The organism is Streptomyces durbertensis (assembly GCF_014156695.1).
Classification (GTDB): domain Bacteria; phylum Actinomycetota; class Actinomycetes; order Streptomycetales; family Streptomycetaceae; genus Streptomyces; species Streptomyces durbertensis.
Genome location: NZ_WMLF01000006.1, coordinates 19,127 through 35,041, shown reverse-complemented (window position 1 = coordinate 35,041; position 15,915 = coordinate 19,127). Strand labels below are relative to the sequence as shown.

The 15,915-nt window shown below is 71.3% G+C and carries 11 protein-coding genes; 5 read left to right on the top strand and 6 right to left on the bottom strand.

The window, feature by feature from the left end; all coding sequences use genetic code 11:
- Nucleotides 1-30: 30 nt before the first annotated feature.
- Together GL263_RS01000 and GL263_RS00995 are read right to left on the bottom strand one after the other, a co-directional pair.
- Nucleotides 31-948, bottom strand: a complete 918-nt coding sequence (locus GL263_RS01000; RefSeq protein ID WP_182853593.1) for a tRNA (adenine-N1)-methyltransferase — start codon at nt 946-948, stop codon at nt 31-33.
- A gap of 82 nt (nt 949-1,030) precedes the next feature.
- Nucleotides 1,031-2,275, bottom strand: a complete 1,245-nt coding sequence (locus GL263_RS00995) for a site-2 protease family protein (RefSeq protein WP_323379197.1) — start codon at nt 2,273-2,275, stop codon at nt 1,031-1,033.
- A gap of 130 nt (nt 2,276-2,405) precedes the next feature.
- On the opposite strand from GL263_RS00995, the gene GL263_RS00990 reads away from it, so the two are divergent.
- Both GL263_RS00990 and GL263_RS00985 read left to right on the top strand, forming a co-directional pair.
- Complete coding sequence (locus GL263_RS00990; protein ID WP_182853592.1) at nt 2,406-3,449, top strand: RecB family exonuclease; 1,044 nt, start codon at nt 2,406-2,408, stop codon at nt 3,447-3,449.
- Between the two features lie 78 nt (nt 3,450-3,527).
- Complete coding sequence (locus GL263_RS00985; RefSeq protein ID WP_182853591.1) at nt 3,528-4,199, top strand: response regulator; 672 nt, start codon at nt 3,528-3,530, stop codon at nt 4,197-4,199.
- 103 nt (nt 4,200-4,302) lie between these two features.
- On the opposite strand, the gene GL263_RS00980 is transcribed toward GL263_RS00985, so the two are convergent.
- The 4 genes from GL263_RS00980 to metH all read right to left on the bottom strand — a co-directional run bounded on the left by GL263_RS00980 (nt 4,303) and on the right by metH (nt 12,280).
- A complete protein-coding gene (locus GL263_RS00980) occupies nt 4,303-5,883 on the bottom strand; it encodes an ABC transporter substrate-binding protein (protein WP_182853590.1) in 1,581 nt (526 codons plus the stop codon).
- A gap of 104 nt (nt 5,884-5,987) precedes the next feature.
- Entirely contained in the window at nt 5,988-7,565 is a 1,578-nt protein-coding gene (locus GL263_RS00975; protein ID WP_182853589.1) for an ABC transporter substrate-binding protein, read from the bottom strand.
- A 294-nt stretch (nt 7,566-7,859) separates the two neighbouring features.
- Nucleotides 7,860-8,561, bottom strand: a complete 702-nt coding sequence (locus GL263_RS00970) for an HAD family hydrolase (RefSeq protein WP_182853588.1) — start codon at nt 8,559-8,561, stop codon at nt 7,860-7,862.
- Nucleotides 8,562-8,710: 149 nt separating this feature from the next.
- Nucleotides 8,711-12,280: a methionine synthase gene (metH, locus tag GL263_RS00965; RefSeq protein WP_182853587.1), complete on the bottom strand. Its 3,570-nt coding sequence runs from the start codon at nt 12,278-12,280 to the stop codon at nt 8,711-8,713.
- 254 nt (nt 12,281-12,534) lie between these two features.
- Between metH and GL263_RS00960 the strand changes: the two genes are divergently transcribed.
- From GL263_RS00960 to glpK, 3 genes are all read left to right on the top strand, one after another.
- Entirely contained in the window at nt 12,535-13,299 is a 765-nt protein-coding gene (locus tag GL263_RS00960) for an IclR family transcriptional regulator (RefSeq protein ID WP_182853586.1), read from the top strand.
- A 163-nt stretch (nt 13,300-13,462) separates the two neighbouring features.
- The gene (locus GL263_RS00955; protein WP_182853585.1) at nt 13,463-14,308 is read left to right on the top strand and encodes an MIP/aquaporin family protein; all 846 of its coding nucleotides are present in this window, start codon (nt 13,463-13,465) and stop codon (nt 14,306-14,308) included.
- Nucleotides 14,309-14,373: 65 nt separating this feature from the next.
- Nucleotides 14,374-15,912, top strand: a complete 1,539-nt coding sequence (glpK, locus tag GL263_RS00950) for a glycerol kinase GlpK (RefSeq protein WP_182853584.1) — start codon at nt 14,374-14,376, stop codon at nt 15,910-15,912.
- Nucleotides 15,913-15,915: the final 3 nt, after the last annotated feature.

The window sequence follows — 15,915 nt, the reverse complement described above, 5'->3', positions numbered from 1 at the left end:
GGTCTCGGAGGGTGGGTCTCGGAGGGGCGGTCAGGCGCGGCCGGTGCCGCCGTCGGCGTCCCGGCCGCCGCCGGGGCCGGTGTAGTCCTCGCCGTAGGCGCCCTTGGCGGGGCGGCGCCGGCGCATCGGGGGCTCGACGCCGTCGGCGAGCCGCCGGGCGGTGAGCAGGAAGCCGGTGTGGCCGATCATGCGGTGGTCGGGCCGGACCGCGAGGCCCTCGATGTGCCAGTTGCGCACCATCGTCTCCCAGGCGGCCGGCTCGTTGAACGTGCCGTTCTCCCGGATCGCCTCGACCGTGCGGGCCAGTTGTGTGGTGGTGGCGACGTAGGCGCACAGCAGACCGCCGGGCACCAGTGCCTTGGAGACGGCCTCCAGGCACTCCCAGGGCGCCAGCATGTCCAGGATGACCCGGTCCACGTCGGTGTCGCTGAGGTTGTCCTGGAGGTCGCCCACGGTCAGCCGCCAGGCCGGGTGCGGGGCGCCGAAGTAGCGTTCGACGTTCTGCCGGGCGATGTCGGCGAAGTCGGCGCGGCGCTCGTAGGAGTGCAGCATGCCCTGGTCGCCGATGGCCCGCAGCAGGAACATGCTGAGCGAGCCGGACCCGACACCGGCCTCGACGACACGGGCGCCGGGGAAGATGTCGGCCATCGAGAGGATCTGGCCGGCGTCCTTGGGATAGACGACGGCCGCGCCGCGCGGCATGGACAGGACGTAGTCGGGGAGCAGGGGCCGCAGCGCCAGATAGGCGACGTTCCCGGTGGTACGGACGACACTGCCCTCGGGCGCGCCGATCAGCTCGTCGTGGGGGAAGGCTCCCTTGTGGGTGTGGAAGCTCTTGCCCTCTTCGAGCGTGAACGTGTAGTGGCGTCCCTTGGGATCGGTCAGCTGGACCTGGTCCCCGACCTGGAAGGGGCCGCGTCTGCGGGCGGCACCGGTCGGTTCGGACATGGCCCCCAGCCTAGTCCAGCGCGGGACCGCCGGTGACCACGGCGGCCGTGCGCGGGGCCGGGTGCGGGGGACGGACCCGGGCTCAGGCGGTGCGGGACTTGGACATGGCGGCGACGAAGGCGCGTTCGACGTCGCCGGTGGAGAGCACCCCGTAGATCTCTCCCGTCTCCTCCACGACCAGGTACTCGGTGGCGGGGACCTCCCGCAGGTGCTCGATCAGTTCCTCGCCGGCGAGTTCGGCGGAGACCCGCATGCCCTCGGTGAGGTCCTGGCTGAGGCCGCCGACCGCGACCCACGGGCGCCGGTGCTCGGGCACCGAGACGATGCCGGCCTCGCGTACCACGCCGGTCGGCTCGCCCTGTCCGTCGACCACCACCAGCGCCCTGGCCCCGGCCTCGTTGGCGCGGCGCAGCGCCTCGGACAGCGGGGTGTCGGCGGTCACCGGCACCGCGCGGCGGGTGAGGACGCGGGCCCGCAGCTCGGGCAGCCGGGCCCGCAGCCGGGCCATGCGCAGGCTGTTGCCGGCGCCGGTCCAGATGATCGCGGCGAGGATGGCGGCGAGCAGCGCGTCGGTCAGCGAGTTGAGGCTGCCGACGCTCTCCCCCCGGGAGAGGCCGGTGGCGTGGGTGGCCAGCGGCAGGCCGATCAGGACGGTGACGGCCAGCGCGCGGCCGGTCCAGGCGGCGGCGACGGTGCCGGTCATCGGGTCGCCGCTGAGCTTCCAGACCACGGCGCGCAGCATGCGCCCGCCGTCCAGCGGCAGCCCGGGCAGCAGGTTGAAGGCGGCGACGATCAGGTTGGAGATCATCAGTCCGGCGAGCAGCACGCCGGGCACGCTGCGCGCCTCGACGGTGAACATGCCCAGGTAGAAGACGCCCGCCAGGACCAGGGAGAGCAGGGGCCCGACAAAGGCGAGCACGAACTCCCGGCCCGGGGTCTCGGACTCCTTCTCGATCTCCGAGACGCCGCCGAAGAACTGGAGCTGGATGCGGCGGACGGGGAGGGAGAAGCGGAGCGCGGCGACGGTGTGGGCGAGTTCGTGGACGAGCACGGAGGCGTAGAAGGCCACCGCGAAGAACAGCGCGATCAGGTAGCGGGCGGCGCCCAGGTCCGGCAGGATCCGGTCGAGCTGGCCGCCGAACACCCAGGTGATCAGGGCGGCGACCAGGAACCAGCTCGGCGCCACGTACACGGGCACGCCGAAGGGGCGGCCCATCAGGATGCCGCCGCCTGGCCTGCGCGGTGACCGCGACTCTGCCGCGGGGCCGGTTTCACCCGGCTTGCGGTCCGACGTCTGCGGCTCGGCGCGGTTGTCCGGGTCTGCCACGGGATCCTCTCATCGCTGCCGTCACCACGCCCTGTCAGGGCGTGCTCACCCCAGGATCATGCAGGCTGCCGGGTGCTGAGGTCGATGGTATGTCTCCGACTGTCGGTGACGGGCCTTAGGGTCGTCCTCCATGGGTACCAGTGCAGAGCTTCCGAACGCCACCGCGCCCGCCCTGCCGGGGACCGGGACGGGCGCGTCCGGGGACGGGGCGGGAGCGTCCGGGGACGGCACGGCGGGCGGCACGGCCGGCGGTGCGCGGGAGCCGGCGATGCCGGGCGCGCCGACGTCGCTGTCGCCCTCCCGGGCGGCGGACTTCATGCGGTGCCCGCTGCTGTACCGCTTCCGGGTGATCGACCGGTTGCCGGAGAAGCCGAGCGCGGCGGCCGCCAGGGGCACGGTGGTGCACGCGGTGCTGGAGCGGTTGTTCGACGAGCCCGCCGAGCGGCGCAGTGTGCCCCGGGCGCGGTCGCTGGTGGTCGGCGAGTGGGAGCGGCTGCTGGCGCGCCGGCCCGAGCTGGCGGAGCTGTTCGCGCGGCCCGGGGACGCGCCGGCGGAGGGACCGGAGAGCGGGCCCGGCGGTGAACCGACCGGTGAGGTCTCGGGTCCGGAGCTGGCGCGGTGGCTGGCGGACGCGGAGGCGCTGGTCGAGCGGTGGTTCACGCTGGAGGACCCGAGCCGGCTGGAGCCCGCCGAGCGGGAGCTCTTTGTCGAGACGCGGCTGGCGTCCGGGCTGCGGCTGCGCGGCATCATCGACCGGGTCGACGTGGCGCCCACCGGCGAGGTGCGTGTCGTCGACTACAAGACGGGCAAGGCGCCCCGCCCCGAGTACGCGGCCGAGGCGCTGTTCCAGATGAAGTTCTACGCGCTGGTGCTGTGGCGGCTGCGCGGACGGATGCCCCGGCGGCTCCAGCTGGTCTACCTGGGCAGCGGCGACGTACTGACCCACGACCCGGACGAGGCGGACCTGGCCGCGGTCGAGCGCAAGCTGCTGGCGCTGTGGCGGGCGATCACCGAGGCGACGGAGTCCGGGGACTGGCGGCCTCGGCGCGGTCCGCTGTGCGGCTGGTGCGACTTCCAGGCGCACTGCCCGGAGTACGGGGGCACTCCCCCGCCGTATCCGCTGGTCATCCAGCCGCGGCTGCCGTTGGACGACGCGCCGGGGTCGGACGGCTGAGTCCGCCCGCCCGCGGGCGGGGTTGGTGGGCGACAATGGGTCCGACCGTGGCCGCGTGGCCTGTGAAGGGGTGTTCCTGTGACGATCCGTGTCCTGTTGGTGGACGACCAGCCGCTGCTGCGCACCGGTTTCCGGATGATCCTGGAGGCGGAGCAGGACATCGCCGTCGTCGGGGAGGCCGGGGACGGCCAGCAGGCGCTGGAACAGGTGCGGGCGCTCCAGCCGGACGTGGTGCTGATGGACATCCGGATGCCCCGGATGGACGGCGTGGAGGCGACGCGGCACATCTCGGGTCCGGACAAGGACGGTCCGGCCAAGGTGCTGGTGCTGACCACGTTCGACCTGGACGAGTACGTGGTGGAGGCGCTGCGGGCGGGGGCGAGCGGCTTCCTGCTCAAGGACGCGCCGGCGCAGGAGCTGGTGCAGGCGATCCGGGTGGTCGCCGGCGGCGACGCGATGCTGGCGCCGAGCATCACCCGGCGGCTGCTGGACAAGTACGCCGAGAAGCTGCCGACGGGTGAGGAGCCGGTGCCGGAGACGCTGCACACGCTCACCGAGCGGGAGGTCGAGGTGCTGAAGCTGGTGGCGCGGGGGCTGTCCAACGCGGAGATCGCCGCCGATCTGTTCGTCAGCGAGACGACGGTCAAGACGCATGTGGGCCACGTGCTGACGAAGCTCGGGCTGCGGGACCGGGTGCAGGCGGCGGTGTACGCCTACGAGAGCGGGCTGGTCCGCCCGGGCGGGCACTGAACGGCCGGGCCGGGGCACACGAACGCCGGGGCTCGGGGAGGCGGCCGCCTCCCCGAGCCCCGGCGTCTGTCCGGCTACCGCGCGGTCGCGGGTCAGCCCCTGTTCAGCTCTTGCTCAGCTCCCAGAAGCGGAACACGGTGGAGGCGTCGAGCGTCCACTCCAGTCCGGCGACCTCGTCGCGGGCGACGGCGTACTGGCGGCCCTGCCAGATCGGCAGCACGGGCACGTCGCGGGCGATCTGGTCCTGGATGGCGCCGAAGTCCTCGACGGTCTGGGCGCGGTTGCTCTGCGCGGCGGTGCGGGGCAGGAGTTCGCCGGCGATGCGGCCGGACTGGTAGCCGTTGCCGAGGATGCTGTCCTTGCCGAAGAACGGGTCGACGAAGTTGTCGGGGTCCGGGTAGTCGGGGATCCAGCCGCGGACGTAGACGGGGTACTTGCCGGCGGCGATGTCCTTCTCGTACTGCTTGAGGTCGACGGTCTTCGCCTTGGCGTCGAAGAGGCCGCTGGCGTTGAGCTGCTTGGCGATGGCCTCCATCTCGCGTGTGGTGTCCGGGCCGTAGCGCTCGGGCGGCGAGTAGAGGGTGAGCTCGGCCTTGCCCTCGATGCCGGCGGAGCGGAGGGCGGCCTGGGCCTTGGCCCGGTCGGGGCGCTCGCCGTAGCGGTCGAAGAAGGCGGTGTTGTGGCCGGTGATGCCGGCGGGCACGACGGAGTACAGCGGCTCGGCGGTGCGCTGGTAGACGTCCCGGACGAGGCTGGAGCGGTCGATGAGGTGGGCGACGGCGCGGCGTACGCCGACGTCGCTGACCTGCGGGTGCTTCAGGTTGAAGACGAGGTGGTGCAGCTGGGCGCTGGTGCCCTGGACGATCTGGACGCCGTCGCGTTCCTTGGTGGTGGCCATCTCCAGCTCGGCGATGTCCTTGGTGGCCAGGCCCCGGTACGCGAGGTCGACCTCGCGGTCGCTGAGGGCCTTGCGCAGCGCGTCGTGGTTGTCGAAGAACTTCATCGTCATGCCGGAGTTCTTGGTCTCGGCGGGCCCGGTGTAGCCGGAGTTGACGGAGAAGACGGCCTTGTCGGAGTCGTAGCTGTCGAGCGTGTAGACGCCGGAGCCGACCGCCTTGCCGTCCTCGCGGAGGGCGTCGGCGGGGTACTCGCGGTGGTCCACGATGGAGCCGGCGCCGGAGGCGATCTTCTGGGGGAAGGTGGCGTCGGAGGTGTTGAGCCGGAAGACGACGGTCCGCTCGTCGGGTGTCTCGATCTCGTCGATGGTGTGCAGCATGACGGCCGGGCCCTCCGGGTCGTCGATGCGCAGCGTCCGCTCGAAGGAGTGCTTGACGTCCTTGGAGGTGAGGTTGTTGCCGTTGCTGAACTTCAGGTCCTTGCGCAGGGTGCAGGAGAACACCTTGCTGGCGCCGTCCTCGAAGCCGCACTCCTCGGCCGCCTCGGGCTGCGGTTCGCCGCCGCCCTTGGGGAAGCTCAGCAGTGGCTGGAACACGTTGTTGAACACCAGCCAGGAGCCGGGGTCGTAGCCGGAGGCGGGGTCGACGGACAGCACCTTGTCCGTCATCCCCATGACCAGCGAGCCGCCCGGGCCGCCGGAGCCGTCCTCCGTGCCGCAGCCGCTGAGCAGGGCCGCCGCCAGCGCGGTACCGACCGGCACCGCGACCCAACTGGTCCGCTTCCTCACACGCACTACTCTCACCTTGTCTTTTCCGGTCGGTCCGGTTTTCCGGTCTGTTCCGGGTGTCTGCCGGCGGGGGTTACCCGTTGTCCTGGAGGGTCTCGGCCGGGTCAGCCGCGACCCAGCTCCCACAGTTGGAGTACCGAGGAGGAGTTCAGGGCCCACTCCACGCCGGTGACGCCCGAGCGGGCGGCGACGTGGCTCTTGCCCTGCCACAGCGGCAGCACCGGCACCTCGTCGGCGACGATCTCCTGGATCCTCACGAACTGCGGTTCGGCCTGGTCGCGTTCGGCGGCGGCCCGGGTCCGCGGGATCAGCCGGTCGGTGATCTCCGCGTTCCGGTACGGGCTGTCGAGGAAGTTGTCCTCGCCGAAGAAGGGGTCGACGAAGTTGTCGGCGTCCGGGAAGTCCGGGGACCAGCCCATGCCGAACACCTGGTACTCGCCGTCGACGGCGGCCTTGCGGAACTCCTTCCACGGTGCGCTCGTCACACTCACCCGGAACAGTCCGCTCCTGTTCAGCTGGGCGGCGAGCGCCTTGAACTCGTCGCGGGTGGCCGGGCCGTAGTAGTCGCTGGTGTGGGCGAGGGTGAGCTTCACCGGGGTCTCGACGCCGGCCTCGTCGAGGAGGCGCCGTGCGGCCTTGGCGTCCGGCTCGCCGTACGTGGTGTGGAAGGCGGCCCGGTGTCCGGGGAGCCCGCCGGGCACGATCGAGTGCAGCGGCTCGGCGGTGCGCAGGTAGACGTCCCGTACCAGGGCCTGGCGGTCGACGAGTTGAGCGACGGCCTGGCGCACGGCCTTGGTCCGCGCGGCCGGCGCGTCGGTGTTGAAGACCAGGTAGCGGATGCTCTGGCTGGTGGTCTCCTGGAGGTCGACGTCGTCGCGCTCGCGCAGCCGCTCGATCTGGTCGGGCGCCAGGGTGCGGGTGACGAGGTCGACCTCGCCGCGGGTCAGGGCCTGCTCCAACTGGTCGGCGTCCTGGTAGCCGCGCAGTTCGACGGACTTGGTGCGCGGCTTCAGGCCGCCCTGGTAGCGGGGGTTGGCGCTGAGCCTGATGCGGCCGTCCTTGACCTCGTCGACGACGTAGGGGCCGGAGCCGGTGATCTCGGTGCCCTCGCGCAGGGCGTCGCCCGGGTACTCCCCGGGGTCGACGATCGCGGCGGCCGGGGTGGCCAGCTTGTGCGGGAAGGTGGCGTCCGGCTTCTTCAGGCTGAACAGGACGGCGTTGCCGGGGGTGGTCTCGATGGCCTTGATGTTGCTCAGCAGGGCGGCCGGGCCGTGGCTGTCGCTGATGTCGAGCACGCGGCGGATGGAGTGGACGACGTCGGCGGCGGTGAGGTCGCGGCCGTTGGAGAAGGTCAGTCCCTCGCGGAGGGTGCAGCGGTAGTGAGTGTTGCGGGTGTCGGTGAAGCCGCACTTCTCGGCGGCCTCCGGCTCCGGCAGGGTGCCCGAGCGGGGCAGCCGCAGCAGGGTCTGGAAGGTGCTGCGGAAGACGTTCCAGGTGGCGGTGTCGTAGACGGCTGCCGGGTCGAAGGGGGCGGGCGTCGACGCGGAGACCTCGAAGGTGTCGGTGGTGCCGACCACCAGCGTGTCGCCGTCGGTGCGCGCGCCCGGCTGGGTGCCGCACGCGGTGAGCACGGTGGTCATCACTCCTGCCAGCGCGGGCAGTACGAGTGTCTTGCGGTTCATGGTGCGACGGTCTCCCTCACCCGGCTCCGGGGGTGGTTCGGTCGAATGAAGCCGGGATGAAGAAGATTAGTGGCGTCCGGGACCTCCTCCCGCACACGCTGTTCCGCCCTGGGAGCGGCGGGGGAAATCGTCCGGCGCCCGGCCGCTCCGGAGCACCGGGCCAAGCCGCGCCAAAGCGGACGAAACCCCTGACATTACCGGCGGTAACCAGGGTGTCGGGGGCAATCCCGCGGCGCGGCGTCGCGTGGTGCGGTGACGAAGCTCACCACGTCCCGCACCGATCGCCCGAACGCGTCAGTTGACGTGCGGCACCATCGCACGTAGGAAGCGCAGGTCCACGTGCTCCAGGGACTCCACGACCCGGCGGCCCCCCGACGCGGCGATGGGCGCCACCGAGGGCACCGCCACCACCCGGCAGCCGGCCGTCTCCGCCGACGTCACGCCCGTGGCGGTGTCCTCCACCACGGCGCAGCGCCCCGGCTCGGCGCCGAGGTGGCGCGCGGCCGTCAGATAGGGCTCGGGGTGCGGCTTGGTCCGCTCGACCTCGTCGCCGGCCACCGACAGCCGGAAGTGGTGCGGGCCGACCGACTCCAGCATGACGTCGATGGTCGCCCGGTGGGAGGCGGACACCACGGCGGTGGGCACCTCGTGCCGGGTCAGCTCGGTGAGCAGCCGGCGGGCGCCGGGCATCAGCGGCACACCGCGCTCCACCCGGGCGGCGAAGCGCGCCCTCAGCTCCACCGACAGCTGCTCCACCGTGATGTCGGCCCCGGTGGCGCCGATCAGGTAGGCGGCGCTGCGGGTCATGGGGCCGCCCACGACGACCTGCCGGTGGTGGTCGTCGAGCACGTGGCCGAGCTCCGCGAAGACCTCCTTCTCGACGTCCCACCAGAAGCCCTCGGTGTCCACGAGTGTGCCGTCGAGGTCCAGCAGCACGGCCTGGAGGGCCGACCCGTCCGCCGCACGGGTGATGAGGTCGGGAAGCGAACTGGTCACGCGAACACCTCCGAAGGAGCACGAGGGCCGGCCGCCCCTCCCCTCACGAGGTGGGACAACCGGCCCGTACCGGGTCGGACAGTGTACGCCTCTCCACCCGGTTCCGCGGCTGGATTGCGCGGCCCGGATCCGACGGTCAGCCGTACGGCTCAGCGGGCGTTGAAGTACTTCGCCTCGGGGTGGTGCAGCACGATGGCGTCGGTCGACTGCTCCGGGTGCAGCTGGTACTCCTCGGAGAGCTTCACGCCGATGCGCTCGGGCTGGAGCAGCTCGGCGATCTTCGCCCGGTCCTCCAGGTTCGGGCAGGCACCGTAGCCCAGCGAGAAGCGCGCGCCCCGGTACTTCAGGGCGAACATGTCCTCGATGGCCTCCGGGTCGTCGCCGGCGAAGCCCAGCTCGGAGCGGACCCGCGCGTGCCAGTACTCGGCCAGCGCCTCGGCGAGCTGGACGGACAGTCCGTGCAGCTCCAGGTAGTCGCGGTAGGAGTCGTTGGCGAACAGCTCGGCGGTCGCCTCCCCGATGCGGGAGCCGACGGTGACGACCTGGAGGCCGACCACGTCCCGCTCGCCGCTCTCCGCCGGGCGGAAGAAGTCCGCCAGGCACAGGCGGCGGCCGCGGCGCTGCCGGGGGAAGGTGAAGCGGGTCAGCTCGCCGCCGTCCTCCTTCAGCAGCACCAGGTCGTTGCCCTCGGAGTGGCACGGGAAGTAGCCGTAGACGACGGCCGCCTCCAGCAGGTTCTCCGTGTGGAGGGTGTCCAGCCAGCCGCGCAGCCGCGGGCGGCCCTCGGTCTCCACCAGTTCCTCGTAGCCGGGGCCCTCGCCGCTGCGGTCCTGCTTCAGCCCCCACTGGCCCTTGAAGAGGGCGCCCTCGTCCAGCCAGGAGGCGTACTCCTTGAGCTGGATGCCCTTGATCACCCGGGTGCCCCAGAACGGCGGGGTGGGCACGGGGTTGTCGGCGGCGACGTCGGACCGGGTCTGGTCCTCCGCCGGCTCCGGCTCGGTCACCGAGACCTCGCGCCTGGCCACCCGGCGCTGCCGGAGTTCGGGCAGCGTGGCGCCCGGCACGCCGCGCTTGACGGCGATGAGGGCGTCCATCAGCCGCAGCCCCTCGAAGGCGTCCCTGGCGTAGCGCACCTCGCCCTCGTAGACCTCGTGCAGGTCCTGCTCGACGTAGGCGCGGGTCAGCGCGGCGCCGCCGAGGATCACCGGATAGTCGGCCGCCATGCCGCGGGCGTTCAGCTCCTCCAGGTTCTCCTTCATGATGACGGTGGACTTCACCAGCAGGCCCGACATGCCGATGACGTCCGCCCGGTGCTCCTGGGCGGCGTCGAGGATGGCCTGCACCGGCTGCTTGATGCCCAGGTTGACGACGTTGTAGCCGTTGTTCGACAGGATGATGTCAACGAGGTTCTTGCCGATGTCGTGCACGTCACCGCGGACGGTGGCCAGCACGATGGTGCCCTTGCCCTCGTCGTCGCTCTTCTCCATGTGCGGCTCCAGGTAGGCCACCGCGGTCTTCATGACCTCGGCGGACTGGAGCACGAACGGCAGCTGCATCTTGCCCGAGCCGAACAGTTCACCGACGACCTTCATGCCCGCGAGCAGGGTGTCGTTGACGATGTCCAGCGCAGGGCGCTCGGTCAGCGCCTCCTCCAGGTCGGCCTCCAGGCCGTTTCGCTCGCCGTCGATGATGCGCCGCTGGAGGCGTTCGTCCAGCGGCAGCGCGGCCAGCTCCTCCGCCTTGCCGGCCCGCATCGACTTGGCGTCCACGCCCTCGAACAGCTCCAGCAGCCGCTGGAGCGGGTCGTAGCCCTCACGGCGCCGGTCGTAGATCAGGTCCAGCGCGACCTCGACCTGCTCCTCCTCCAGCCGGGAGATCGGCACGATCTTGCTGGCGTGCACGATCGCGGAGTCCAGGCCGGCCTTGACGCACTCGTCGAGGAAGACGGAGTTCAGCACCATCCGGGCGGCCGGGTTGAGGCCGAAGGAGATGTTCGACAGGCCCAGCGTGGTCTGCACGTCCGGGTGGCGGCGCTTCAGCTCCCGGATCGCCTCGATGGTGCTGATGCCGTCCTTGCGGGACTCCTCCTGCCCGGTGCAGATGGTGAAGGTCAGACAGTCGATCAGGATGTCCGACTCGTGCACCCCCCAGTTGCCGGTCAGGTCCGCGATGAGCCGCTCGGCGATGCCGACCTTGTCCTCGACGGTGCGGGCCTGCCCGTTCTCGTCGATGGTGAGCGCGATGAGCGCGGCGCCGTGCTCGACGGCGAGTCCGGCGATCCGCGCGAACCGGGAGTCGGGGCCGTCGCCGTCCTCGTAGTTGACGGAGTTGATGACGGCTCGGCCGCCGAGCCGCTCCAGGCCGGCGCGCAGCACCTCGGGCTCGGTCGAGTCCAGCACGATCGGCAGGGTGGAGGCGGTGGCGAAGCGCCCGGCGAGTTCGGCCATGTCGGCGACGCCGTCCCGGCCGACGTAGTCCACGCACAGGTCGAGCATGTGCGCGCCCTCGCGGATCTGGTCCCTGGCCATCTCCACGCAGTCGTCCCAGCGGCCCTCCAGCATGGCCTCGCGGAACTTCCTGCTGCCGTTGGCGTTGGTGCGCTCGCCGATGGCCAGGTAGGAGGTGTCCTGGCGGAACGGAACGGTCTGGTAGAGCGAGGCGGCACCCGGCTCGGGGCGCGGCTCGCGGGGAGCGGGCGTCAGGCCCCGCACCCGCTCGACGAGTTGGCGCAGGTGCTCGGGGGTCGTACCGCAGCAGCCGCCGACCAGGGAGAGGCCGAACTCGCGGACGAACGTCTCCTGCGCGTCGGCGAGTTCACCGGCGGTCAGCGGGTAGTGCGCGCCGTCCTTGCCGAGGACGGGCAGTCCGGCGTTGGGCATGCACGCCAGCGGCACCCGGGAGTGCCGCGACAGGTAGCGCAGGTGCTCGCTCATCTCGGCCGGCCCGGTGGCGCAGTTCATGCCGATGAGGTCGATGCCCAGCGGTTCGAGCGCGGTGAGCGCGGCGCCGATCTCCGAGCCGAGCAGCATGGTGCCGGTGGTCTCGACGGTCACCGAGACGATGACGGGCACGTCGACGCCGAGCGCGGTCAGCGCGCGGCGGGCGCCGAGCACCGACGCCTTGGTCTGCAGCAGGTCCTGGGTGGTCTCCACCAGGAGGGCGTCCGCGCCGCCGGCCAGCAGGCCCTCGGCGTTCTGCTGGTAGGCGTCGCGGAGCAGCGGGTAGGGGGCGTGCCCGAGCGTCGGCAGCTTGGTGCCGGGACCGATCGAGCCGAGCACCCAGCGGGCGCGGCCGTCCTTCGCGGTGAACTCGTCCGCCGCCTCGCGGGCGATGCGGGCGCCGGCCTCGGAGAGTTCGGTGATGCGGTGCGCGATGTCGTACTCCCCCAGCGCCGCCTGGTTGGCGCCGAAGGTGTTGGTCTCCACGCAGTCCACGCCGACGGCGAAGTACGCCTCGTGGACCGAGCGGACGATGTCGGGGCGGGTGACGTTGAGTACCTCGTTGCAGCCTTCCAGGCCCTCGAAGTCCTCCAGGGTGGGGTTCTGGTCCTGGAGCATCGTGCCCATGGCGCCGTCGGCGACGACAACGCGGGAGGCCAGCGCCTCACGGAGGGCGGCTGCCCGCTGGGCGGGTTCTGCTCCCTGGGCGGGTTCCTGCGCGGAGGGTCCCTGCGCGGCGGATCCCTGCGCGGGAGTGGGGGCCGAGGACGGCGAGGACATAAGACTGCTCCCTGGAGGTGCGACGGCTGTCGGCTTTGCCCGGTTCGCGGCGGAGCGCGGCCCGGACACGCGTTCAGGGTATAGGCCCACCGGTGGGGAACCGGTGGACGTTCCGTGGAGTGGGACGGTCGTAGACTCGACTGTCGCTGTCGGTTATCGGCATGATCCGATACCGTTCGACATTGTCGACCAACATCCGTCGCCGCCCCCGCCCTGCGGGACCCGCGGCCCACGGGGAGAAGGAAGGGTGTCCGATGGCCCGGAGCATCCAGTCACTCGAGCGCGCCGCGGCGGTGCTCCGACTGCTGGCAGGCGGCGAGCGACGTCTCGGCCTGTCCGACATCGCCTCCTCGCTGGGACTGGCCAAGGGCACCGCACACGGGTTGCTGCGCACCCTCCAGCAGGAGGGATTCGTCGAGCAGGACGAGGTCTCCGGCCGCTACCAGCTCGGCGCCGAACTGCTCCGCCTGGGCAACAGCTACCTGGACGTGCACGAGCTGCGCGCCCGCGCGCTGGTCTGGTCCGACGACCTGGCCCGGGCGAGCGGCGAGTCGGTCTACATCGGCGTGCTGCACCAACAGGGCGTCCTGGTCGTGCACCACGTGTTCCGGCCGGACGACAGTCGTCAAGTGCTGGAGATCGGCGCCATGCAGCCGCTGCACAGCACGGCCATGGGCAAGGTGCTGGCAGCCTGGGACCCGGTGGCGCACAGCGAGCTGCTGGAGGCGCCGCGCGAGGCGTTCACCACCCGCACGGCCACCGAGCCGCCCGAGCTGGAGGCCGGTCTGGAGCTGACCCGCGAGCGCGGCTGGGCGTGCGACGTGGAGGAGTCCTGGGAGGGCGTGGCCTCGGTGGCGGCACCCATCTTCGACCGCAGACGCATGCCGGTGGGCGCGGTCGGCATCGTCGGCGCGGTCGAACGGCTCTGCGACGCGGGGGAGATACGCCCGGCGCTGGTCGCCTCGGTGCGGGACTGCGCCCGGTCGGTCTCCCGCGACCTGGGGGCGCGCCGGTTCTGAAGCGGCACGGAGTGCCAGGTCGCGTTTCGGGAACGTTGCGCACAGGCGGCCTCCAGACCTCTTGACGCCATCCGACAACAGGAGAAAACTGCCGTTCGGCGGTCGACAATGTCGAACACCGGACGGGACCGGTCCGCCACCTCAGTGAAGTAAGGAGCCGCGGGTGTCCACATCAGACATATTCATCGGCGAGGTCATCGGCACCGCCGTCCTCCTCCTGCTCGGCGGCGGAGTGGTGGCCGGCGTGGTGCTCAAGCAGTCGAAGGCGTTCAACGCCGGCTGGGTCGCCATCACCTTCGGTTGGGGCTTCGCCGTCCTGACCGGCGCCTACATCTCCAGCAACCTCTCCGGAGCCCACCTCAACCCCGCCGTCACGGTGGGCATCGCGATCAAGGAGAACGCCTGGGACAAGGTCCCCTACTACTTCGCCGGCCAGCTGCTCGGCGCCATGCTCGGCGCGTTCCTGATGTGGCTCTGCTACAAGGACCACTTCAGAGCCCACCTCGCCGAGTCCGCTGAGGAGGCCGTGGAGGCCAAGGTCGCCGCCACCGTCGGCACGGACGGCGCCGAGATCGCCGGAGAGGTCGCCGACAAGGCCGGCCCCAAGGCCCCCGGCCCGCGCGGCACGGAGGACCCCGGCCCGGTGCTCGGGATCTTCTCCACCGGCCCGGCGATCCGCAACCCGCTGAGCAACATGATCACCGAGACCATCGCCACCACCGTCCTCGTCCTGGCGATCCTCTCCCTGGGGCTCACCGAAGGCCTGGCCGTCTCCGGCACCGGCATCCTGGTCGTCGCCCTCGTGGTCGTCGGCCTCGGCCTCTCCCTCGGCGGTCCGACCGGGTACGCCATCAACCCTGCCCGCGACCTCGGCCCGCGAATCGTGCACGCGCTGCTGCCGCTGCCCAACAAGGGCGGGTCAGACTGGGGCTACGCGTGGATCCCGGTGGTCGGCCCGCTCCTGGGCGGCGCCCTCGGCGGCCTGATCTACCAGGTCGCCTTCGCCTGAGCACCACCGAACCACGCCCGGCGAAGCCGGTCAGCCAGCCACCTTCTCGCAACGGAGCCGAAGACATGACCGAGAACCAGAGCACCGATTCCACCCAGCGCGCCTTCATCGCCGCCATCGACCAGGGCACGACCTCCAGCCGCTGCATCATCTTCGACAAGGACGGCCGGACCGTCGGCGTCGACCAGAAGGAACACGAGCAGATCTTCCCCAAGCCCGGCTGGGTCGAGCACAACGCGACGGAGATCTGGAACAACGTCCAGGAGGTCGTCGACGGGGCCGTCCGCCAGGCGGGCATCAGCAAGGACGACGTCAAGGCCATCGGCATCACCAACCAGCGCGAGACCACCGTGCTGTGGGACAAGCACACCGGTGAGCCCGTCCACAACGCGCTGGTCTGGCAGGACACCCGCACCGACGCGATCTGCAAGGAGCTGGGCCGCAACGTCGGCCAGGACCGGTTCCGTCGCGAGACGGGCCTGCCGCTGGCCTCCTACTTCGCCGGACCGAAGATCCGCTGGCTGCTGGACAACGTCGAGGGCCTGCGCGAACGCGCCGAGCGCGGCGACATCCTCTTCGGCACGATGGACTCCTGGGTCATCTGGAACCTCACCGGCGGCGTCGACGGCGGCGTGCACGTCACCGACGTCACCAACGCCTCCCGCACCATGCTGATGAACCTGCACGAGCTCGACTGGGACGAGCGCATCTGCTCCTCCATGGACGTGCCGATGGCGGTCCTGCCGGAGATCAGGTCCTCCGCCGAGGTCTACGGCACCGCCGCCTCCGGCGCCCTGGCCGGCATCCCGGTGGCGTCCGCGCTCGGCGACCAGCAGGCCGCGCTGTTCGGCCAGACCTGCTTCGCCACCGGTGAGGGCAAGTCCACCTACGGCACCGGCACCTTCCTGCTGATGAACACCGGCAGCCAGCCGATCAACTCCTACAACGGCCTGCTCACCACCGTCGGTTACCGCATCGGCGACCAGGACCCGGTCTACGCCCTGGAGGGCTCGATCGCCGTCACCGGTTCGCTGGTCCAGTGGATGCGCGACCAGATGGGCCTGATCAGCACCGCGGCCGAGATCGAGACCCTCGCCAGCTCGGTGGAGGACAACGGCGGCACGTACTTCGTGCCGGCCTTCTCCGGTCTGTTCGCGCCCTACTGGCGACCGGACGCCCGTGGCGTGATCACCGGCCTCACCCGCTACGCCACCAAGGCCCACCTCGCGCGGGCCGTGCTGGAGGCGACCGCCTGGCAGACCCGCGAGATCGTCGACGCGATGACCAAGGACTCCGGTGTCGAACTGACCGCCCTCAAGGTCGACGGCGGCATGACCTCCAACAACCTGCTCATGCAGAACCTCTCGGACGTCCTGGACACCCCGGTGGTCCGACCGATGGTCGCCGAGACCACCTGCCTGGGCGCCGCCTACGCGGCCGGCCTCGCGGTCGGCTTCTGGCCCGACACCGACGCGCTGCGCGCCAACTGGCGGCGCGCGGCCGAATGGACCCCCCGTATGGACGCGGCCGTACGCGACCGCGAGTACAAGAACTGGCTCAAGGCCGTCGAGCGGACCATGGGCTGGATCGAAGAGGAGAACTGATCA